We start from the raw sequence: 20,299 nt of genomic DNA on the forward strand, positions 1-20,299 counted from the left end.
CTCAGACACCCCTCATCAGCAGGGTCGCGGCGACGAGAACGGCGGCCCCGCCCAGCATCTGGACCGCGTACGAGCGGACGAAGCCGGTCTGCAACTGGCGCAGCCGGCGGGAGAGTCCGCCCATCAGGGCCGCCGTGCCGTTGACCGCGCCGTCCACCAGGGAGTGGTCGAGATAGACCAGCGTGCGGGTCAGGTGCTCGCCGCCGCGCACCAGGACGACGTGGTTGAAGTCGTCCTGGAGCAGATCCCGGCGGGCGGCCCGGGTCAGCAGCGAACCGCGCGGGGCGGTGGCCGGGACCTCCCGGCGGCCGTACCTCAGCCAGGCGATGCCGACGCCGACGACCAGCACCACCATCGTGGCGGCGGTGACCACACCGGCGCTCACCGGGGAGTGGCCGTGCGCGAAGGAGGTGACGGGCTCCAGCCAGCCGACGAAGGCGTCCCCCACACTGAACAGCCCGCCCGCGAAGACCGAGCCGACGGCCAGCAGGATCATCGGGATCGTCATCACCTTCGGCGACTCGTGCGGACGGAACTCCGAGGGGTCCCACCGCTTCTCGCCGAAGAACGTCATCAGCATCACCCGCGTCATGTAGAACGCGGTGATCGCGGCGCCCAGCAGGGCCGCGCCGCCGAGGATCCAGCCCTCGGTGCCGCCGCGGGCGAACGCCGCCTCGATGATCTTGTCCTTGGAGAAGAAGCCGGACAGCCCGGGGAAGCCGATGATGGCCAGATAGCCGAGCCCGAAGGTGACGAAGGTGACCGGCATGTACGTGCGCAGACCGCCGTAACGGCGCATGTCCACCTCGTCGTTCATCGCGTGCATCACGGAACCGGCGCCGAGGAAGAGGCCCGCCTTGAAGAAGCCGTGGGTGACCAGGTGCATGATCGCGAAGGCGTAGCCGATCGGGCCCAGGCCGGCGGCCAGGACCATGTAGCCGATCTGCGACATCGTCGAACCGGCCAGCGCCTTCTTGATGTCGTCCTTGGCGCAACCGACGATCGCACCGAACAGCAGGGTGACCGCGCCGACCGCGACCACGGCGGTCTGGGCGTCCGGTGCGGCGTTGAAGATCGCGCCGGAGCGGGTGATCAGATACACCCCGGCGGTGACCATGGTGGCGGCGTGGATCAGGGCCGAGACCGGGGTCGGGCCCTCCATGGCGTCGCCCAACCAGGACTGGAGCGGCACCTGCGCCGACTTGCCGCAGGCGGCCAGCAGCAGCAACAGGCCGATGGCGGTCAGCTTCCCCTCGGAAGCGCCGCCGGTCGCGGCGAGCACCGGCCCGAAGGCGAACGTACCGAACGTCGTGAACATCAGCATGATCGCGATGGACAGGCCCATGTCGCCGACGCGGTTGACCAGGAACGCCTTCTTCGCGGCGGTGGCCGCACTGGGCTTGTGCTGCCAGAACCCGATGAGCAGGTACGACGCCAGGCCCACGCCCTCCCAACCGACGTACAGCAGGAGGTAGTTGTCCGCGAGGACCAGCAGCAGCATCGCCGCCAGGAAGAGGTTGAGGTAGCCGAAGAAGCGGCGGCGCCGCTCGTCGTGCTCCATGTAGCCGATCGAGTAGATGTGGATCAGCGAGCCGACCCCGGTGATCAGCAGGACGAAGGTCATCGACAACTGGTCCAGCTGGAAGGCGACATCGGCCCGGAAGCCGCCGACCGGGATCCAGCTGAAGAGGTGCTGGTGCAGCGCCCGGTGCTCGGGGCTGCGGCCGAGCATGTCGACGAAGAGCACCACCCCGACGGCGAACGAGGCCACCGCCAGCAGCGAGCCGATCCAGTGGCCGGCGCGGTCCAGGCGTTTGCCGCCGCACAGCAGCAGGGCCGCACCGACCAGCGGTGCCGCGACGAGCAGCGCGATCAAGTTCTCCACTTTGGGCGACCCCTTACAGCTTCATCAGGCTGGCGTCGTCGACCGAGGCCGAATGACGGGTACGGAAGATCGACACGATGATGGCCAGGCCGACCACGACCTCCGCCGCGGCGACGACCATCGTGAAGAAGGCGATGATCTGGCCGTCGAGATTCCCGTGCATCCGCGAGAAGGTGACGAAGGCGAGGTTGCAGGCGTTCAGCATCAGTTCGATGCACATGAACACCACGATGGCGTTCCGCCTGATCAGCACGCCTGCCGCGCCGATGGTGAACAACAGGGCGGCGAGGTAGAGGTAGTAGACCGGATTCATTTCTGGGCGCCCTCCTTCGGCTCCGCGGGGCCGGAACGCCGCTTCCCGTCCTTCCCGGACCGGTCGGGCGCCCGCCCCAGCCACTCCTCGGACCGCTGCTCCAGCGCCTTGAGTTCGGCCAGCGACTGGCCCGAGACGTCCCGCACCTGGCCGCGCTCGCGCAGCGTCGGACTGACCGTCAGCTCGGAGGCGGTGCCGTCCGGGAGCAGACCGGGGATGTCGACTGCGTTGTGCCGGGCGTAGACACCCGGTGCGGGCGCCGGGGTCGGAAGGGGCCAGGCGGAGCCTGACGTCGAGGGGCGGTGGTCGGGCGACGGGCGGGCCTGCTTGCCCTCGCGGATCCGGGCCTCGGAGCGCTCCCGCTGGGTCCGGGCGCGCTCGGTGCGCTCCCGGTGGGTGAGCACCATCGCGCCGACCACCGCGGTGATCAGCAGCGCGCCGGTGAGCTCGAAGGCGAAGACGTACTTGGTGAAGATGAGCGCGGCCAGGCCCTGGACGTTGCCGCCGGAGTTGGCGTCGCCCAGGCCGTTGAACTCCTTGAGCGAGGCGTTGCCGATGCCGGCGATCAGCAGGATGCCGAAGCCGAGGCCCAGCCCGGCGGCGAGCCAGCGCTGCCCCTTGAGGGTTTCCTTGAGGGAGTCCGCCGCGGTGACGCCGACCAGCATCACGACGAAGAGGAACAGCATCATGATCGCGCCGGTGTAGACCACGATCTGCACGATGCCGAGGAAGTACGCACCGTTGGCCAGATAGAAGACCGCCAGGACGATCATGGTCCCGGCGAGCGAGAGGGCGCTGTGCACGGCCCGCTTCATCAGGATCGTGCACAGTGCGCCGGCGACGGCGACGATGCCCAGGAGCCAGAACTGCACGGCCTCCCCCGAGGAGGCCGCGGCGGCGAGATCCGTCATGCGTGCGCCTCCTCGCCCGGGGCGTCCTGCTGCGCGGCCGGCGCGCCCGCGGCGTCCCCCGGCCGCTCGCCCTTGGAGACCGCGACCTGCCGGACCGTGCCCGGCGCGGCCTCCGTCACCAGCCCGTTGTAGTAGTCCCGTTCGGTCATCCCCGGGTGGATCGCGTGCGGGGAGTCGACCATCCCCTCCGACAGGCCCACCAGCAGCTCTTCCTTGGTGTAGATGAGCGAGGCGCGGGAGCGGTCGGCGAGTTCGTACTCGTTGGTCATGGTGAGCGCGCGGGTCGGGCACGCCTCCACGCACAGGCCGCACAGGATGCAGCGGAGGTAGTTGATCTGGTAGACGGCGCCGTACCGCTCGCCCGGGGAGTAGCGCTCCTCGTCGGTGTTGTCGGCGCCCTCGACATAGATCGCGTCCGCCGGGCAGGCCCACGCGCACAGCTCGCAGCCGATGCATTTCTCCAGCCCGTCCGGATGGCGGTTGAGCTGGTGCCGGCCGTGGAAACGCGGCGCCGTCGGCTTCTTCTCCTCGGGATACTGCTCGGTCAGCCGCTTCTTGAACATGGCCTTGAAGGTCACGCCGAAGCCGGCCACCGGGTTCTGGAACTCAGGCACCGTCGCCCCCCTTTCCGTCGCTCTCATTTCCCTCACTCACAGTGTCCACCCGACCACTGACAATCAACTCCCCGTCACGGCGGGGGCGTCGGCGCGGCACCGGCGGCAGGGTCTGCCCGGGCAGCGGCGGGACGGGGAACCCGCCGGCCATCGGATCGAACGCGGCCGCGCCGTCGCCGTCCTCCGGCTCCACCCGCCGGAAGAAGTCCACGACCAGCGAGATCAGCAGCAGTGCCACCGCACCGCCGCCCACGTACAGCACGATCTGCGAGAAGTCGTAGCCCTCGTTCTTCAGCGCCCGGACGGTGGCGACGAGCAGCAGCCACACCATCGACACCGGGATGAGGACCTTCCAGCCCAGCCGCATCAGCTGGTCGTAGCGGACCCGGGGGAGGGTGCCGCGCAGCCAGATGAAGAAGAACAGCAGCAGCTGCACCTTGACGGTGAACCAGAGCATCGGCCACCAGCCGTGGTTCGCGCCCTCCCAGAACGTCGAGATCGGCCAGGGCGCCCGCCAGCCGCCCAGGAAGAGGGTGACCGCGACCGACGAGACGGTGACCATGTTGACGTACTCGGCGAGCATGAACATCGCGAACTTGATCGACGAGTACTCGGTGTTGAAGCCGCCGACCAGATCGCCCTCGGACTCCGGCATGTCGAACGGCGCGCGGTTGGTCTCCCCCACCATCGTCACGATGTAGAGGAGGAACGACACCGGCAGCAGCAGCACGTACCACTTGTTCGTTTGCGACTCCACGATGGTCGACGTCGACATCGACCCGGAGTAGAGGAAGACCGACGCGAACGCCGCCCCCATCGCGATCTCGTACGAGATCATCTGCGCGCACGACCGCAGACCGCCCAGCAGCGGATACGTCGAACCGGACGACCAGCCCGCCAGCACGATGCCGTAGATGCCCACCGAGGCCGTGGCGAGGATGTAGAGGACGCCGATCGGGAGGTCGGTGAGCTGCATCGGGGTGCGGTGCCCGAAGATCGAGATCTCGTTGCCCGCCGGGCCGAAGGGGATCACCGCGATCGCCATGAAGGCCGGGATCGCCGCCACCACGGGCGCGAGAACGTACACCGCCTTGTCGGCGCCCCGGACGACCAGGTCCTCCTTCAGCATCAGCTTGATGCCGTCGGCCAGGGACTGGAGCATTCCCCACGGCCCGTGCCGGTTGGGCCCGATCCGCAGCTGCATCCAGGCGACGACCTTGCGCTCCCAGACGATGGAGAACAGCACCGTCAGCATCAGGAACGCGAAGCAGAACACCGCCTTGATGACGACCAGCCACCACGGGTCCCGCCCGAACATCGACAGGTCCTCCTGGGCGGCCAGCGCGGCCAGCGGAAAACCGGGACGGTGCATCATGCGTCCACCTCCTTGGCCGGCGCCGGCGTACCCGGGACCGCACTGACCTTCACCAGCTCACCGGGGTGCGCCCCGGCGTCGGCGGCGACGCCACCGCCCACGGAGTTCAACGGCAGCCACACCACCCGGTCGGGCATCGGCGTGACCCGCAGCGGCAGCCGCACCGAACCGGCCGGCCCGGTGACCTCCAGCAGCCCGCCGTCCTCGGCCCCCGCCTCCCGGGCGGTGGTCGCCGACAGCCGGGCCACCGCGGCGTGCCGGGTGCCGGCCAGCGCCTCGTCGCCCTCCTGCAACAACCCCTGGTCCAGCAGCAGCCGGTGCCCGGCCAGCACCGCCTCGCCGGCGCCCGGACGGGGCAGCGACCGCCCCGTCTCCCGCGGCTCCCCGGCGTACGGGCCGCGCCAGCCGCCGAGCCGGTCCAGCTCCCGGCGCACCGCGCGGACGTCCGGCAGGTCCAGGGCTCCCACGGCGGAACCGCCGTCGGTCCCCGTCATGGCGTCGGCGAGCATCTGCAGGACCCGCGCGTCCGGCAGGAGCTGCCGCCGGGTCATCTGGTCCGGCTTGAGCGCGGCCTCGAACGACCGGGCCCGGCCCTCCCAGTTGAGGAACGTCCCGGCCTTCTCGACCACCGCCGCCACCGGAAGGACCACGTCCGCCCGCTCGGTGACCGCGGACGGCCGCAGCTCCAGGCTGACCAGGAAACCGACCTCGTCCAGAGCGGTCAACGCCCGCGCCGGATCCGGCAGATCGGCCACCTCCACGCCCGCCACCAGCAGGGCGGCCAGCTCACCGGTGGCCGCGGCCTCGATCATCTGGCCGGTGTCCCGGCCGTGCCGGTGCGGCAGCGCGGCCACGCCCCAGGCGGCGGCGACCTCGTCCCGGGCCACCGGGTCGGTGGCCGGCCGGCCTCCGGGCAGCAGCCCGGGCAGCGCCCCGGCCTCCACCGCGCCCCGCTCGCCCGCCCGGCGCGGCATCCACACCAGACGGGCGCCGGTGGCGGCGGCCGTGCGGAGCGCCGCGGTCAGCGCCCCGGGGACCGTCGCCAGCCGCTCGCCGACGACGATCACCGCACCCGCCGCGCGCAGCGCCTCCGCGGCGGACCGCCCCTCACCGTCCAGCCCGGCCCCGCCCGCCAGCCCCTCCTGAGAGAGAGCTGTCAGCCACTCGGTCTCGGTGCCGGGCGCCGCCGGCAGCAGCCGCCCGCCGGCCTTGATCAGCCCACGGGTGGCGTGACTTGCCAGGCCCCAGGTGCGCTGGCCCCGCTTGCGGTGCGCCTTGCGCAGCCGCAGGAAGACGCCGGGCGCCTCCTCCTCCGCCTCGATCCCGGCCAGCAGGACCGCCGGCGCCTGCTCCAGCGAGGTGTACGTGACGCCTTCCCCCGCCAGGTCGCGGCCGCGGCCGGCGACCTGGGCGGCCAGGAAGTCGGCCTCCTCGGCGCTGTGCGGCCGGGCCCGGAAGTCGATGTCGTTGGTGTGCAGCGCGACCCGCGCGAACTTGGCGTAGGCGTAGGCGTCCTCGACGGTCAGCCGGCCGCCGGTCAGCACCCCGGCCCGGCCCCGGGCGGCGACCAGACCGCGGGCCGCGGCGTCCAGCGCGGCCGGCCAGCTCGCCGGCTCCAGCTCACCGGACTCGGCGTTGCGCACCAGAGGGTGCTCCAGCCGGTCCCGGGCCTGCGCGTACCGGAAGGCGAACCGCCCCTTGTCGCAGATCCACTCCTCGTTGACCTCGGGGTCGTCCGCCGCCAGCCGCCGCAGGACCTTGCCCCGGCGGTGGTCGGTCCGGGTCGCGCAGCCGCCCGCGCAGTGCTCGCACACCGACGGCGAGGAGACCAGGTCGAAGGGGCGGGAACGGAAGCGGTACGCGGCGGAGGTGAGCGCGCCCACCGGGCAGATCTGGATGGTGTTCCCGGAGAAGTACGACTCGAAGGGGTCGCCCTCGCCGGTGCCGACCTGTTGGAGGGCGCCCCGCTCGACCAGCTCGATCATCGGGTCGCCGGCGATCTGATTGCTGAAGCGGGTGCACCGTGCGCACAGCACGCACCGTTCGCGGTCCAGCAGCACCTGCGTGGAGATCGGCACCGGCTTCTCGTAGGTGCGCTTCTTCCCCTCGAAGCGGCTGTCGGGGTCGCCGACCTGCATCGCCTGGTTCTGTAGCGGACACTCGCCGCCCTTGTCGCACACCGGGCAGTCGAGCGGGTGGTTGATCAGCAGCAGCTCCATCACGCCGCGCTGCGCCTTCTCCGCCACCGGGGAGGTCAGTTGGGTGCGGACGACCATCCCGTCGGTGCAGGTGATGGTGCACGAGGCCATCGGCTTGCGCTGGCCCTCGACCTCGACGATGCACTGCCGGCAGGCCCCCGCCGGGTCCAGCAGCGGATGGTCGCAGAAGCGCGGGATCTCGATGCCGAGGAGTTCGGCGGCCCGGATGACCAGCGTCCCCTTGGGGACGGAGATCTCGGTGCCGTCGATCGTCAGGGTGACGAGGTCCTCCGGTGGCACGGCCGCGGAGCCACTGCTCGACCCCGCTGTGGTGACGGTCATGCGTTCACCCCCAGGTGAGCGTCGCGGTCGGCCCAGAGGGTCGACTTGGCGGGGTCGAACGGGCAGCCCCGGCCGGTGATGTGCTCCTCGTACTCCGCGCGGAAGTACTGGAGCGAGGAGAAGATCGGCGAGGCGGCGCCGTCGCCGAGGGCGCAGAAGGACTTGCCGTTGATGTTGTCGGCGATGTCGGCGAGCTTGTCGAGGTCCTCGGGCCGGCCCTTGCCCGCCTCGATGTCGCGCAGCAACTGCACCAGCCAGTAGGTCCCTTCACGGCACGGTGTGCACTTGCCGCAGGACTCGTGGGCGTAGAACTCCGTCCAGCGGGTCACCGCCCGCACGACGCAGGTGGTCTCGTCGAAGCACTGCAACGCCTTGGTACCGAGCATCGAGCCGGCCGCGCCGACGTTCTCGTAGTCGAGCGGCACGTCGAGGTGCTCCTCGGTGAGCAGCGGCGTCGAGGAGCCGCCCGGCGTCCAGAACTTCAGCCGGTGGCCGGGGCGCATCCCCCCGCTGACGTCGAGGAGTTGGCGCAGTGTGATGCCCATCGGGCCCTCGTACTGGCCGGGGTTGGCGACGTGGCCGCTGAGCGAGTAGAGCGTGAAGCCCGGGGACTTCTCGCTGCCCATCGACCTGAACCACTCCTTGCCCTTGTTCAGGATCGCGGGAACCGAGGCGATGGATTCGACGTTGTTCACCACAGTGGGACAGGCGTAGAGGCCGGCCACGGCCGGGAAGGGGGGACGCAGACGGGGCTGTCCGCGACGGCCCTCCAGGGAGTCCAGCAGCGCGGTCTCCTCTCCGCAGATGTACGCGCCGGCGCCGGCGTGCACCGTGACGTCCAGGTCGCGGCCCGAGCCGAGGACGCCCTTGCCGAGGTGGCCCGCCGCGTACGCCTCCCGCACGGCCTCGTGCAGCCGGCGCAGGACGGGCACGACCTCGCCGCGCAGATAGATGAAGGCATGGTTCGAACGGATCGCGTGAGCGGCGATCACGATCCCCTCGATGAGGGCGTGCGGATTGGCGAAGAGCAGCGGGATGTCCTTGCAGGTCCCGGGCTCGGACTCGTCGGCGTTGACGACGAGGTAGTGCGGTTTGCCGTCGCCCTGCGGGATGAACTGCCACTTCATCCCCGTCGGGAAGCCGGCGCCGCCACGGCCGCGGAGCCCGGAGTCCTTGACGTAGGCGATGACGTCGTCCGGGTCCATGGCGAGGGCTCTGCGGGCCCCTTCGTAGCCGTCGTGGCGCAGATAGGTCTCCAGCGTCCAGGACTCGGGGGCGTCCCAGAAGGCGGAGAGCACGGGGGCGAGGACCTTCTCCGGGCTGGTCCCTCCGGTGTGCGGCCGGGAGGCGCCGCCGAATTCGGCTGCCACGGTCATCACTCCCCCTCCTCTGCGGCGGGCCCGGCCGGGAAGGCTTCGTCGGAGGCCGAGGTCTCGTGCGGGGCGTCGTGCGAACTGGGGTGTCCCGGCGGCGGCTGCTCGCCGGGCCGGCCGCCGGGCGGTTCCTCGGCGGGGGCGGCGGTCCGCGGGGCGATCACGTGGTCCGTGGTGCCCCCGGGCGCCTCGCCGCGGGCCAGCCGCAGCCCGGCCAGGGAGGCGGGGCCGGCGCCGCCGGTCGCCGCGACGGCACCGGGCCGGCCGTCGGGGAAGCCGGCGAGGATCCGCGCGGTCTCCTTGAACGAGCAGAGCGGGGCGCCGCGGGTGGGTTCGACGGTCCGGCCGGCCCGCAGGTCGTCGACGAGCTGCCGGGCCGAGCGCGGCGTCTGGTTGTCGAAGAACTCCCAGTTGACCATCACCACGGGGGCGAAGTCGCAGGCGGCGTTGCACTCGATGTGTTCGAGGGTGATCGCGCCGTCCTCGGTGGTCTCGCCGTTGCCGACGCCGAGGTGCTCCTTGAGGTCCTCGAAGATCGCGTCACCGCCCATCACCGCGCACAGGGTGTTGGTGCAGACCCCGACCTGGTAGTCGCCGCCGGCCCGGCGGCGGTACATGGAGTAGAAGGTCGAGACGGCGGTGACCTCCGCGGTGGTAAGTCCGAGCTGCTCGGCGCAGAAGCGGATGCCGGTGCGGCTGACGTGGCCCTCCTCGGCCTGGACGAGGTGCAGCAGCGGCAGCAGCGCCGAACGGGAGTCGGGGTAGCGGGCGATCACCTCCTCGGCGTCCGCGGCGAGCCGGGCCTTGACGTCGGCCGGGTAGTCGGGGGCCGGAAGCCGGGGCATCCCCAGCTGGACGTCCTTGGGTGCCGGAGTGGCGTTCACCGGTCGACGCCTCCCATCACGGGGTCGATGGACGCGACGGCGACGATGACGTCGGCGACCTGGCCGCCTTCACACATCGCTGCCATGGCCTGCAGGTTGGTGAAGGACGGGTCGCGGAAGTGCACCCGGTAGGGCCGGGTGCCGCCGTCGCTGACCACGTGCACGCCCAGCTCGCCCTTGGGCGACTCGACGGCGGCGTACGCCTGTCCCGGCGGGACCCGGAAGCCCTCCGTCACCAGCTTGAAGTGGTGGATCAGGGCCTCCATCGAGGTACCCATGATCTTCTTGATGTGGTCCAGGGAGTTGCCGAGGCCGTCGGGGCCGAGGGCGAGTTGGGCGGGCCAGGCGATCTTCTTGTCGGCGACCATCACCGGCCCCGGCTCCAGCCGGTCCAGGCACTGCTCGACGATCCGCAGCGACTGGCGCATCTCCTCCAGCCGGATCAGGAACCGGCCGTAGGCGTCGCAGGTGTCGGCCGTCGGCACCTCGAAGTCGTAGGTCTCGTACCCGCAGTACGGCTGCGCCTTGCGCAGGTCATGGGGCAGTCCGGCGGAGCGGACGAGCGGCCCGGTGGCACCGGTGGCCATGCAGCCGGCCAGGTCGAGGTAGCCGATGCCCTCCATGCGCGCCTTGAAGACCGGGTTGCCGGTGGCGAGCTTGTCGTACTCGACCATGTTCTTCTGCATCTTCTTGACGAAGGCGCGGATCTGGTCGACGGCGCCGGGCGGCAGGTCCTGGGCCAGGCCGCCGGGGCGGACGTAGGCGTGGTTCATCCGCAGGCCGGTGATCAGCTCGTAGATGTCCAGGATCAGTTCGCGGTCGCGGAAGCCGTAGATCATGATCGTGGTGGCGCCCAGCTCCATGCCGCCGGTGGCGATGCACACCAGGTGGGAGGAGAGCCGGTTGAGCTCCATCAGCAGCACCCGGATGACGGTGGCGCGGTCCGGGACGTCGTCGGTGATGCCGAGCAGCTTCTCCACGGCCAGGCAGTACGCCGTCTCGTTGAAGAACGGCGTGAGGTAGTCCATCCGCGTCACGAAGGTGGTGCCCTGGGTCCACGTCCGGAATTCGAGGTTCTTCTCGATGCCGGTGTGGAGGTAGCCGATGCCGCAGCGGGCCTCGGTGACGGTCTCGCCGTCGATCTCCAGGATCAGCCGCAGCACGCCGTGCGTGGAGGGGTGCTGCGGCCCCATGTTGACGATGATCCGCTCGTCGTCGGACTTGGCGGCGGCCGCGGCGATCTCGTCCCAGTCGCCACCGGTGACGGTGTAGACGGGGCCCTCGGTGGTCTCGCGGGGAGTTGCGCGGGACGCCTCGCTGGGAGTGCTCATCAGGTGTACGACCTCCGCTGGTCGGGAGCCGGGATCTGCGCGCCCTTGTACTCGACGGGAATGCCGCCGAGGGGGTAGTCCTTGCGCTGCGGGTAGCCCTGCCAGTCGTCCGGCATCATGATCCGCGTGAGCGCCGGGTGCCCGTCGAAGATCAGGCCGAAGAAGTCGTAGGTCTCGCGCTCGTGCCAGTCGTTGGTCGGGTAGACACCCACGATCGACGGCAGGTGCGGGTCGGCGTCGGGGACGGCGACCTCCAGCCGGATCAGCCGGTTGTGGGTGATCGACCGCAGGTGGTAGACGGCGTGCAGCTCGCGGCCGGTCTCGCCGGGGTAGTGCACACCGCTGACGCCGGTGCACAGCTCGAAGCGGAGCGCGGGGTCGTCGCGCAGCGTCCGGGCGACCACCGGCAGGTACTCGCGCTCGACGTGGAAGGTGAGTTCGCCGCGGTCCACGACGGTCTTCTCGATGACGTTCTCCGGCACCAGACCCTGTTCTTCGAGGGCGCCCTCCAGCTCGTCGGCGATCTCGTCGAAGACGCCGGCGCCCTCGGTGCCGGCGGGCCCGCCATAGGGCCGGGTGCTGGCGCCCGGCAGCCGGACGGTGCGGACCAGGCCGCCGTAACCGGAGGTGTCGCCGCCGTTGTTGGCGCCGAACATCCCGCGGCGGGTGCCGATCACCTCGCCGGTGTCCGCGCGCTGCGCCGGGACCGCCTCCTGTGGGGCGTCCGGGCCGTTGGGGTTGGTCGGCTCGCTCACCGCGGCAGCCCTTCCTTCTCCGACAGACAGGGTTTCTCGGTGGAGCGGTCCATCTCGATCAGCGGGAGTGCCCGGAGCGCCGCGGCCTCCTCCTCGTGTGCCGCCCGTACCGCGTTGACCCCGAGCCGGCTGCTCTGGATCTTCTGGTGGAGCTTGAGGATGGCGTCCATGAGCATCTCGGGGCGGGGCGGGCAGCCCGGCAGATAGATGTCGACGGGGACGATGTGGTCGACGCCCTGCACGATCGCGTAGTTGTTGAACATGCCGCCCGAGGAGGCGCAAACCCCCATGGAGATCACCCACTTCGGGTTCGGCATCTGGTCGTAGACCTGCCGCAGCACCGGCGCCATCTTCTGGCTGACCCGGCCGGCCACGATCATCAGGTCGGCCTGCCGCGGGGAGCCGCGGAAGACCTCCATGCCGAAGCGGGCCAGGTCGTAGCGCCCGGCGCCGGTGGTCATCATCTCGATGGCGCAGCAGGCCAGCCCGAAGGTCGCGGGGAAGACCGACGACTTGCGCACCCAGCCCGCGGCCTGCTCGACAGTGGTCAGCAGAAAGCCGCTGGGCAGCTTCTCTTCCAGTCCCATGGGTGACCCCTAGTCCCATTCCAGGCCGCCGCGACGCCAGACGTAGGCGTAGGCGACGAAGACGGTGAGCGCGAAGAGGAGCATCTCGACGAGCCCGAACATCCCCAGGGCGTCGAAGCTGACCGCCCAGGGATAGAGGAAGACGATCTCGATGTCGAAGACGATGAAGAGCATCGCCGTCAGGTAGTACTTGATCGGGAAGCGACCGCCACCGGACGGATGTGGCGTCGGCTCGATTCCGCATTCGTACGCTTCGAGCTTGGCCCGGTTGTAGCGCCTGGGGCCGATGAGCGTGGCCATGACCACGGAGAAGATCGCAAAGCCTGCCCCGAGGGCTCCCAGTACGAGGATGGGCGCATAGGCGTTCACCGTCCTCGCTCCCTTCAGTCGACGATGACTGGATGGCGGTCCGCTCGGGCCCATCGGCCGCCCCACGGTGATCGTGCATATGTGAGGCAGTTCACAAGCCCGATGCCCGCATCTTATGCCCGTCGGTCTGTGATCTGCGACACGGGTCCGGACAACGGCTTTGTGATCTTCACCACCTGACGAAGGATCATGAAGCCGGATGACCGGTGATCTCTGCACACGAAGCAGGCGAGTGATCACGAGAGGTGATATTCGTCGGGGTTACCGCTGGTCAGCGAGGTTGTTTCATTATCAAGAGGCAGCCACTGCAAGCAAATTGGCGCTGGATACCGGCCAACTGCTATATGCGCGACGGCCGTAGACGTGATGCGCTCGTGACCCCGCCGTGATCGTCGGCGCGTGCTCCCGTTCACGAGCGGGGGGCGGATTCGCGGAACTCGGGGGCGGCGCACGGCCGACCGACGGCCGACCATCGGTCACGGGAACATAACGGACACTCACGAGTGACCTATCCCACGCGATTTGGAGTCATGAGACCTTGACGCCCGGGAAGCCTTGGCGTGGCGGATCAGTAAGTGATAAGCGCGCCCGGAGGCCGCGCCGGCCATCAAATGCCGTGCGTAGGAACATGATCGCGAAATTCGGACATCGCGTCAGGGCGCCGCCGCCTGACGAAAAGTCCGTTTTATTCGTCGCGTACACGTCAAGTGTGGCGCACCCCACCTTTGTTGGCAGCAACCTGCGGCTCCTGATAGCCGTGGTGCCATGTCCCCGAACGCACTCATACCCAGCCACCGGAAGCCCCGCCGCTCCGCGTCCTCGCGGGCCCTGCGTGCGGGCGTGACCGGTGGCTTCCTCACCCTCGCGGTGACCGGCGCGACCGTGCCGGCGAACGCCGTCGAGAAGCCCGTCTCCGAAACCCAGGAGATGCCCACCATCACCACGGCGCTGGCCACCAGCGCCGCCAAGAGCGCCGACGCCGCCCAGCAGGCCGCGTTCAACTACGAGCGGCAGGCGCTCCAGGACGCGGCGGCCGCCAAGGCCGACAAGGCCGCGAACAAGGCCAAGGAAGCCGCCGAGAAGAAGGCCAAGGCCGAGGCCGAGGCGAAGAAGGCCGCCGAAGAGGCCGCCAAGGCCAAGGAGGCCGCGCAGACCCGCGCCTCCCGCTCCGACGCGCGCAGCACCCTCTCCGCCGTCTCCGACGCCCCCTCCACCGGCAGCGGCAGCGTCGCCACCCTCGTCTCCTTCCTGAAGGCGCAGCTCGGCAAGGCGTACGTGCTCGGCTCCAGCGGCCCGTCCTCCTACGACTGCTCCGGCCTGACCCAGGCCGCGTTCGCGCAGATCGGCATCGACCTGCCGCGCGTCTCGCAGAGCCAGTCGACCACCGGCTCCCAGGTCGGCCTCGGCAACCTCCAGGTCGGCGACATCCTCTACTGGGGCAGCGCGGGCAGCGCCTACCACGTCGCCGTCTACGTCGGGAACGGCAACTTCATCGGCGCCCAGAACCCGAGCACCGGCATCGTCGAGCGCCCCCTCAGCTACGACATGCCCACCGGCGCGGTGCGCGTCCTCTGACGACCGGCGCACCCCGGCCCGTTCGACGGAACCGCCCCTTCCCCGCTCGGAAGGGGCGGTTCCGCATTTCCCGGGCCCCCGTCAGCTCTTGAGGAACTCCAGCAGGTCCTCGTTGAGCCGTGCATGGTGGCTGGCGTAGAGGCCGTGGCCGGCGTCCGGGTACTCCTTGTAGACGGCCCCCGGGATCAGCTCGGCGGTCCGCCGGCCGGTGACGTCGATCGGCGCCGAGCAGTCGGCTGTGCCGTGCACCACCAGCGTCGGGACGTCGATCTCGCGCAGCCCCGCCCGGTGGTCGGTGTGGAAGACCGCGTGCTGCACCCGCAGCGTCGCGTACGGCGCGCACGACAGCGCCTGCCGGAGGGTGAGGTCGATCATGAGGGGGTGGATGTCGGTGCCCAGGTGGGTGGCGAAGAAGACCTGCGCCTGCTGGGCCAGCCACCGCGGCCGGTCGCTCCGCAGCAGCGCCATCGACTTCTCGAAGGCGGCCTCCGGCAGCCCCTCGGGATTGTCCTCCGTCCGCTTCATGAACGGCAGGGTCGCCGCGACGAACGCGGCCCGGCGGACCCGCCCGGAACCGTGCCGGGCCAGATAACGGGCGACCTCCGCACCGCCCAGCGAGTGCCCGATCAGGGTCACCCCGGTCAGGTCGAGACGGTCCAGCAGGGCGGCCAGGTCGTCCGAGGTCGAGTCGGTGTCGTAGCCGCCGGCCGGCCGGTCCGAGCGGCCGTGCCCGCGCCGGTCGAACGTGATGCAGCGGTGGCCCCGCTCCACGAAGTAGGGGATCTGGTACTCCCACATGTCGGTGGGCAGCATCGCGCTCGACACGAACACCAGCGGCTCGCCCCGGCCGTACTCCTCGTACCAGAGGCGGGTCCCGTCGTGGCCCTCGAAGAACATGGCGTCTCCTCCCGTTGTGGCGCTGTCCGCCGCACCGCACTGCGTTTCGCCGTATTTCGCCGCGTTTAGCTGCGTTGCATTGCGTCCCGCTGCGTTTCCTTGCGACGGGCACCACGATGCCCGGGCCGGAGGAGTGGCTCAATTACCTCGGTGGTCATGGGAGTTGGACGGGCCGGGCCGGCCGGCGCGGGCGGGCCGGCGCCGGCCGCGGCCCGTGGCTCACCAGCCCGCGCCCGCCGGCTGCCGGGTGGTGGCGTTGAGCCGGTTGAAGAGGTTGGTCAGCCCGATCGTCAGGACGATCGCCGCCAGCTGCTTCTCGTCGAAGTGGTCGGCGGCGGCATCCCAGACCGCGTCCGGCACCGGGTCGGAACTGTCCGCGAGCCGGGTCGCGGCCTCGGTGAGGGCCAGCGCGGCCCGCTCCTCGTCACTGAAGTACGGCGCCTCCCGCCAGGCGGCCACCGCGAACAGCTTGTCGTCGCCGACCCCCGCCCTGCGGGCGTTCTTGACCCCGCCGTCCACACAGAAGCTGCACCCGTTGATCTGGCTGGCCCGCAGGTGCACCAGCTCCAGCGTCTCCTCCGACACCCCGCCCGTGCGGGTCGCCTTGGCCACGGCCAGCAGCGGCTGCATGGCCTCCGGGAGGACCACCGCGGGGTTCTGCATACGCGCTTCCGGCACTCGTGCGTCCATCACTGCTCTCCTCGCATCTCGTCCGGCGCCTCGGCCAGGCGCCCTCACCGCATCGACGGATCCCGCGCGGAGAACGTGACAGCGGGCCGGCCCCTTTTTTTCCGGAGCCGGCCCGCGACGGCAACGCACCTGGTCGGCAGCGGTTCGACGGCCGTTCGACGACGGTTCGAGGAGTGCTGCCCGGCGGGGCTCACGCCTTCGGCGCGACCTTGCTCAGACCGTTGATGATCCGGTCCATGGCGTCGCCGCCCGTCGGATCGGTGAGGTTGGCGAGCATCTTGAGCGTGAAGCGCATCAACAGCGGGTGGGTCAGACCGCGCTGGGTGGCGATCCGCATCACCTTGGGGTTGCCGATGAGCTTCACGAACGCCCGGCCCAGGGAGTAGTAGCCGCCGTAGGTGTCCTTGAGGACCTTCGGGTAGCGGTGCAGCGCCAGCTCGCGCTGGGCGTACGTGGCGCGCGCGTGCGCCTGGACGATCACCTCGGCCGCGATCGCGCCGGACTCCATCGCGTAGGCGATGCCCTCGCCGTTGAACGGGTTCACCAGCCCGCCCGCGTCACCGACCAGGAGGAGGCCCTTGGTGTAGTGCGGCTGGCGGTTGAAGGCCATCGGCAGGGCCGCGCCGCGGATCGGACCGGTCATGTTCTCCGGGGTGTAGCCCCAGTCCTCCGGCATGGACGCGCACCACGCCTTGAGGACCTCACGCCAGTCCAGCTCCCGGAAGGCGGAGCTGGAGTTGAGGATCCCGAGGCCGACGTTGCTCGTGCCGTCGCCCATGCCGAAGATCCAGCCGTAGCCCGGCAGCAACCGGTCCTGCGCCCCCCGGCGGTCCCACAGCTCCAGCCAGGACTCCAGGTAGTCGTCGTCGTGCCGCGGCGAGGTGAAGTACGTCCGCACCGCGACGCCCATCGGCCGGTCCTCGCGCCGGTGCAGCCCCATCGCCAGCGACAGCCGGGTGGAGTTGCCGTCGGCGGCCACCACGACCGGGGCGTGGAAGGTCACCGGCGTCTTCTCTTCGCCGAGCCTGGCGTGCACGCCGGTGATGTGCCCGGTCAGCTCGTCCACGATCGGGGCGCCCACGTTGCACTGCTCGTGGAGCCGGGCCCCGGCCTTCTGCGCCTGGCGGGCCAGCTGCTCGTCGAAGTCGTCGCGCCTGCGGACCAGCCCGTAGTCCGGGAAGGAGGCCAGATCCGGCCAGTCCAGCTGGAGCCGGGAGCCGCCGCCGATGATGCGCAGGCCCTTGTTGCGCAGCCAGCCGGCCTCCTCGGAGATGTCGATGCCCATCGCCACCAGCTGCTTGACGGCCCGCGGGGTGAGCCCGTCGCCGCAGACCTTCTCGCGCGGGAACGCGGTCTTCTCCAGGAGCAGCACGTCCAGACCGGACTTGGCGAGGTGGTACGCGGTGGTCGCGCCGGCCGGCCCGGCACCGACGACGATCACATCCGCGCTGCGCTCCGATCGGGGCGCGTTCACGGGCTCGGTCACGGATGCGGACGCGGACTCGGTCACGGCATTGTCTCCCGGAAGTCGATATCGGGATATCCGCTGTGGATATCTGGGTGCCGACCGGCACTGGGCAAGTGCAGTCTATGGGGGCCGTGATGATCGGAAACTGAAGGGTTGTCCCCTGCCGTCCGGACCCGCACCACGGCCCGCGCGCCCACCGAACCTCGGTCCCCCCGCCGAACTCCCGGTCTACGGGGAACTCGCCTTCCCCGGACTCTCGACTTCGTTCGGCACGGGGGTCCCCCTGTTCAGGCCACGGGGGTCCCCTTGTTCAGGCGCAGCCGAGAACTCGGGAGCGGCTCGGCCGGGCTTACTGGGGCAAGGGGTACCCACGAGGAGGCGTGAGGGGGATGGGGCTGACCCCGGATTTGACCGAAAGAAGAGCGCCTCCCATGCATCCATTGCCGTACCCAGGATGTCTCAAGTGGCAGCGGCACTCTCAGGTGACCGCAGCTGCATGTGACCGCACTGCAGGGGTATTTGGAGCATCCACTTGAACATTGGCATCAAAGGCATCAGGCGCATCAAGGGCATTCGGCGCGCATCGGCCGTGGCCCTCACCACCGGAGCCGTCCTGACCGCCGGGGCGTTCGGCTCCCAGGCGCAGGCCGCCGCCCTCCCGACGCCCAGCATCACCGCCGCCGGCGGCTTCGTGATGAACAACGGCAGCGGGGCGACGCTCTACGGCAAGGCCGCGGACACCCGCCGGTCCACCGGCTCCACCACCAAGATCATGACGGCCCGGGTGGTGCTGGCCCAGAAGAACCTCAACCTGGATTCCAAGGTCACGATCCAGAAGGCGTACAGCGACTACATCGTCAACAACAACTGGGCCTCGTCGGCCCACCTGATCGTCGGCGACAAGGTGACGGTCCGTCAGCTGCTCTACGGGCTGATGCTCCCGTCCGGCTGCGACGCGGCCTACGCGCTGGCCGACACGTTCGGCAGCGGCTCGACCCGGGACGCCCGGGTGAAGTCGTTCATCGGCCAGATGAACGCCACCGCCAAGAGCCTGGGCATGAAGAACACCCACTTCGACTCGTTCGACGGAATAGGGCGTGGTACGAACTACTCGACCCCGCGCGACCTGACCAAGCTCGCCAGCAACGCGATGAAGTTCTCCACCTTCCGCACGGTCGTGGGGACGAAGTCCACCAAGCAGAAGGTCACCACGCAGAACGGCGGCTACCGCTACATGTCGTGGACCAACACCAACAACCTGCTCGGCAGCTACCAGGGCACCATCGGCGTGAAGACCGGCTCGGGCCCGGAGGCCAAGTACTGCCTGGTCTTCGCCGCCACCCGCGGCGGCAAGACCGTCATCGGCACGGTCCTGGCCTCCTCGTCCCTGAACAACCGGACCGCGGACGCCAAAAAGCTGCTGGACTACGCCTTCAAGAAGTAACCCGGCCACCGGACACGACGGCAACGACCAGCACCCGGCGAACGGACCTGCTGGACGGCCTGGGTGGACGGACCTGGTGGACCTGGTGAAGGGACCTGGGCAGACGGACCCGGTGAGGGGACCTGGTGAGAGGTCCAGCAGTCGGGCCCGCTGAACAGGCTCGGCAACGGCTCCGCGAGTCGGACCCCGGTGAACGGGCCCGGGGCCACTAAAGGCCCCGGGCCCCGCCACCGGGCCACCGCTGAGCCACCGCCGACCCACCACACCACCCGGCACAAACAAGGGCCCGCCCCCGACGGCAACAACCCGACGGGAGCGGGCCCTTCACGTACTACCGGGACTCCTTCACGTACTACCGGGACTACCGGGGCCTACGGGACTACCGGGGCCGGACCGGGCCGCGGGCGCCGGCCCGCAACTCCCAAACACTGAAACCCTGAGCCCCGGGCCCCCGAGCCCCCGAGCCCCCGGGCCCCCGGACCCAGGGAACGCCGGCCGGCGCGGCGCCTCCCGGCCCCGGCTCAGCCCTCGATGCCCTCCACGCCCTCGACGCCCTCAACCGGCTTGGTACCCCGGTGCAGCGCCACGGCCCCACCGGACAGGTTGCGCCAGGCGACCTCGGTCCAGCCCACGCCCTGGAGCCGGGCGGCCAGCTCGGGCTGGTTGGGCCAGGTCCGGATGGACTCCGCGAGGTAGACGTACGCCTCCGGGTTGCTGCTGACCACGCGCGCGACCGCCGGCAGCGCCCGCATCAGGTACTCGGTGTAGACGGTCCGGAACGGCTCCCAGGTCGGCTCGCTGAACTCGCAGATCACCACCCGCCCACCGGGCCTGGTGACCCGGTACAGCTCGGCGAGCGCGGCATCCGTGTCCTGGATGTTCCGCAGCCCGAAGGAGATGGTGACGGCGTCGAACACCCCGTCCGCGAACGGCAGCCGCATCCCGTCCCCGGCCGCGAACGGCAGCCACGGGTGCCGCTTCTTGCCCTCCCGCAGCATCCCGACCGAGAAGTCGCACGGCACCACGTACGCCCCGGTCCGCGCGAACGGCAGCGAGGACGTGCCGGTCCCGGCCGCGAGGTCGAGCACCCGCTCGGCGGGCCGCGCGGCCACCGCTCGGTCCACCGCCTTGCGCCAGAGCCGCGCCTGGCCCAGGGAGAGCACGTCGTTGGTGAGGTCGTACCGGGCCGCCACGTCGTCGAACATCGCGGCGACTTCGTTCGGCTGCTTGTCCAGGGATGCTCGGGTCACCCGGCCATTCTCCACCGTGCCCCACCGAACCCGGGCAC

18 protein-coding genes are annotated in these 20,299 nt (G+C 70.4%); 2 read left to right on the forward strand and 16 right to left on the reverse strand.

Translation table 11 applies throughout. The features are described from left to right. Position 1: 1 nt before the first annotated feature. From nuoL to K2224_RS04920, 12 genes are read right to left on the reverse strand one after another with little or no spacing between them, the layout of a single operon-like run. Positions 2-1,885: an NADH-quinone oxidoreductase subunit L gene (gene nuoL / locus K2224_RS04865; RefSeq protein WP_221905411.1), complete on the reverse strand. Its 1,884-nt coding sequence runs from the start codon at positions 1,883-1,885 to the stop codon at positions 2-4. A 13-nt stretch (positions 1,886-1,898) separates the two neighbouring features. Beyond that, positions 1,899-2,198 carry an NADH-quinone oxidoreductase subunit NuoK gene (nuoK, locus tag K2224_RS04870; RefSeq protein WP_016573026.1) on the reverse strand — a complete coding sequence of 100 codons (300 nt, stop codon included), beginning with the start codon at positions 2,196-2,198 and terminating at the stop codon, positions 1,899-1,901. Then, a complete protein-coding gene (locus tag K2224_RS04875) occupies positions 2,195-3,109 on the reverse strand; it encodes an NADH-quinone oxidoreductase subunit J (RefSeq protein ID WP_221905412.1) in 915 nt (304 codons plus the stop codon). Before K2224_RS04875 ends, nuoK begins: the two co-directional genes overlap by 4 nt. Further along, positions 3,106-3,723, reverse strand: a complete 618-nt coding sequence (nuoI, locus tag K2224_RS04880) for an NADH-quinone oxidoreductase subunit NuoI (RefSeq protein WP_221905413.1) — start codon at positions 3,721-3,723, stop codon at positions 3,106-3,108. The genes K2224_RS04875 and nuoI overlap by 4 nt, the downstream gene beginning before the upstream one ends. Continuing rightward, on the reverse strand, positions 3,716-5,098 hold the full coding sequence (nuoH, locus tag K2224_RS04885) for an NADH-quinone oxidoreductase subunit NuoH (protein WP_221905414.1): 1,383 nt from the start codon (positions 5,096-5,098) through the stop codon (positions 3,716-3,718). The genes nuoI and nuoH overlap by 8 nt, the downstream gene beginning before the upstream one ends. Next, positions 5,095-7,638, reverse strand: a complete 2,544-nt coding sequence (locus K2224_RS04890) for an NADH-quinone oxidoreductase subunit G (protein ID WP_221905415.1) — start codon at positions 7,636-7,638, stop codon at positions 5,095-5,097. The genes nuoH and K2224_RS04890 overlap by 4 nt, the downstream gene beginning before the upstream one ends. Continuing rightward, positions 7,635-9,014, reverse strand: coding sequence for an NADH-quinone oxidoreductase subunit NuoF (gene nuoF, locus K2224_RS04895; RefSeq protein ID WP_221905416.1), 1,380 nt, complete (start codon positions 9,012-9,014; stop codon positions 7,635-7,637). Before nuoF ends, K2224_RS04890 begins: the two co-directional genes overlap by 4 nt. Then, positions 9,014-9,856, reverse strand: a complete 843-nt coding sequence (gene nuoE, locus K2224_RS04900) for an NADH-quinone oxidoreductase subunit NuoE (RefSeq protein WP_221909435.1) — start codon at positions 9,854-9,856, stop codon at positions 9,014-9,016. The genes nuoF and nuoE overlap by 1 nt, the downstream gene beginning before the upstream one ends. 35 nt (positions 9,857-9,891) lie before the next feature. Next, a complete protein-coding gene (locus K2224_RS04905) occupies positions 9,892-11,226 on the reverse strand; it encodes an NADH-quinone oxidoreductase subunit D (RefSeq protein ID WP_221905417.1) in 1,335 nt (444 codons plus the stop codon). Further along, complete coding sequence (locus K2224_RS04910; RefSeq protein ID WP_221905418.1) at positions 11,226-11,981, reverse strand: NADH-quinone oxidoreductase subunit C; 756 nt, start codon at positions 11,979-11,981, stop codon at positions 11,226-11,228. Before K2224_RS04910 ends, K2224_RS04905 begins: the two co-directional genes overlap by 1 nt. Further along, a complete protein-coding gene (locus K2224_RS04915) occupies positions 11,978-12,568 on the reverse strand; it encodes an NADH-quinone oxidoreductase subunit B family protein (RefSeq protein ID WP_221905419.1) in 591 nt (196 codons plus the stop codon). The genes K2224_RS04910 and K2224_RS04915 overlap by 4 nt, the downstream gene beginning before the upstream one ends. A gap of 9 nt (positions 12,569-12,577) precedes the next feature. Further along, positions 12,578-12,937, reverse strand: coding sequence for an NADH-quinone oxidoreductase subunit A (locus K2224_RS04920; RefSeq protein WP_221905420.1), 360 nt, complete (start codon positions 12,935-12,937; stop codon positions 12,578-12,580). Between the two features lie 765 nt (positions 12,938-13,702). Here K2224_RS04920 and K2224_RS04925 point away from each other — a divergent pair. Continuing rightward, positions 13,703-14,512, forward strand: coding sequence for a C40 family peptidase (locus K2224_RS04925; RefSeq protein WP_221905421.1), 810 nt, complete (start codon positions 13,703-13,705; stop codon positions 14,510-14,512). A gap of 81 nt (positions 14,513-14,593) precedes the next feature. Here K2224_RS04925 and K2224_RS04930 read toward each other — a convergent pair whose 3' ends face one another. The 3 genes from K2224_RS04930 to K2224_RS04940 form a co-directional block, all read right to left on the reverse strand. Further along, positions 14,594-15,409, reverse strand: coding sequence for an alpha/beta fold hydrolase (locus K2224_RS04930; RefSeq protein WP_221905422.1), 816 nt, complete (start codon positions 15,407-15,409; stop codon positions 14,594-14,596). Positions 15,410-15,628: 219 nt separating this feature from the next. Continuing rightward, positions 15,629-16,072, reverse strand: coding sequence for a carboxymuconolactone decarboxylase family protein (locus tag K2224_RS04935; protein ID WP_221909436.1), 444 nt, complete (start codon positions 16,070-16,072; stop codon positions 15,629-15,631). A 217-nt stretch (positions 16,073-16,289) separates the two neighbouring features. After that, entirely contained in the window at positions 16,290-17,573 is a 1,284-nt protein-coding gene (locus tag K2224_RS04940; protein ID WP_398202399.1) for a geranylgeranyl reductase family protein, read from the reverse strand. 526 nt (positions 17,574-18,099) lie between these two features. Between K2224_RS04940 and K2224_RS04945 the strand changes: the two genes are divergently transcribed. After that, a complete protein-coding gene (locus K2224_RS04945) occupies positions 18,100-19,011 on the forward strand; it encodes a D-alanyl-D-alanine carboxypeptidase family protein (RefSeq protein ID WP_221905424.1) in 912 nt (303 codons plus the stop codon). 521 nt (positions 19,012-19,532) lie between these two features. On the opposite strand, the gene K2224_RS04950 is transcribed toward K2224_RS04945, so the two are convergent. Next, entirely contained in the window at positions 19,533-20,261 is a 729-nt protein-coding gene (locus K2224_RS04950) for a demethylmenaquinone methyltransferase (protein ID WP_221905425.1), read from the reverse strand. Positions 20,262-20,299 lie beyond the last annotated feature (38 nt).

Source organism: Streptomyces sp. BHT-5-2, from assembly GCF_019774615.1.
GTDB lineage: Bacteria > Actinomycetota > Actinomycetes > Streptomycetales > Streptomycetaceae > Streptomyces.

Bases quoted from the DNA above. Each gene is read 5' to 3' on its own strand.
- nuoK (WP_016573026.1), bottom strand. From the start codon at position 2,198: ATGAATCCGGTCTACTACCTCTACCTCGCCGCCCTGTTGTTCACCATC.
- K2224_RS04875 (WP_221905412.1), bottom strand. From the start codon at position 3,109: ATGACGGATCTCGCCGCCGCGGCCTCCTCGGGGGAGGCCGTGCAGTTC.
- nuoH (WP_221905414.1), bottom strand. From the start codon at position 5,098: ATGATGCACCGTCCCGGTTTTCCGCTGGCCGCGCTGGCCGCCCAGGAG.
- K2224_RS04890 (WP_221905415.1), bottom strand. From the start codon at position 7,638: ATGACCGTCACCACAGCGGGGTCGAGCAGTGGCTCCGCGGCCGTGCCA.
- nuoF (WP_221905416.1), bottom strand. From the start codon at position 9,014: ATGACCGTGGCAGCCGAATTCGGCGGCGCCTCCCGGCCGCACACCGGA.
- nuoE (WP_221909435.1), bottom strand. From the start codon at position 9,856: ATGCCCCGGCTTCCGGCCCCCGACTACCCGGCCGACGTCAAGGCCCGG.
- K2224_RS04905 (WP_221905417.1), bottom strand. From the start codon at position 11,226: ATGAGCACTCCCAGCGAGGCGTCCCGCGCAACTCCCCGCGAGACCACC.
- K2224_RS04915 (WP_221905419.1), bottom strand. From the start codon at position 12,568: ATGGGACTGGAAGAGAAGCTGCCCAGCGGCTTTCTGCTGACCACTGTC.
- K2224_RS04925 (WP_221905421.1), top strand. From the start codon at position 13,703: ATGTCCCCGAACGCACTCATACCCAGCCACCGGAAGCCCCGCCGCTCC.
- K2224_RS04930 (WP_221905422.1), bottom strand. From the start codon at position 15,409: ATGTTCTTCGAGGGCCACGACGGGACCCGCCTCTGGTACGAGGAGTAC.
- K2224_RS04935 (WP_221909436.1), bottom strand. From the start codon at position 16,072: ATGCAGAACCCCGCGGTGGTCCTCCCGGAGGCCATGCAGCCGCTGCTG.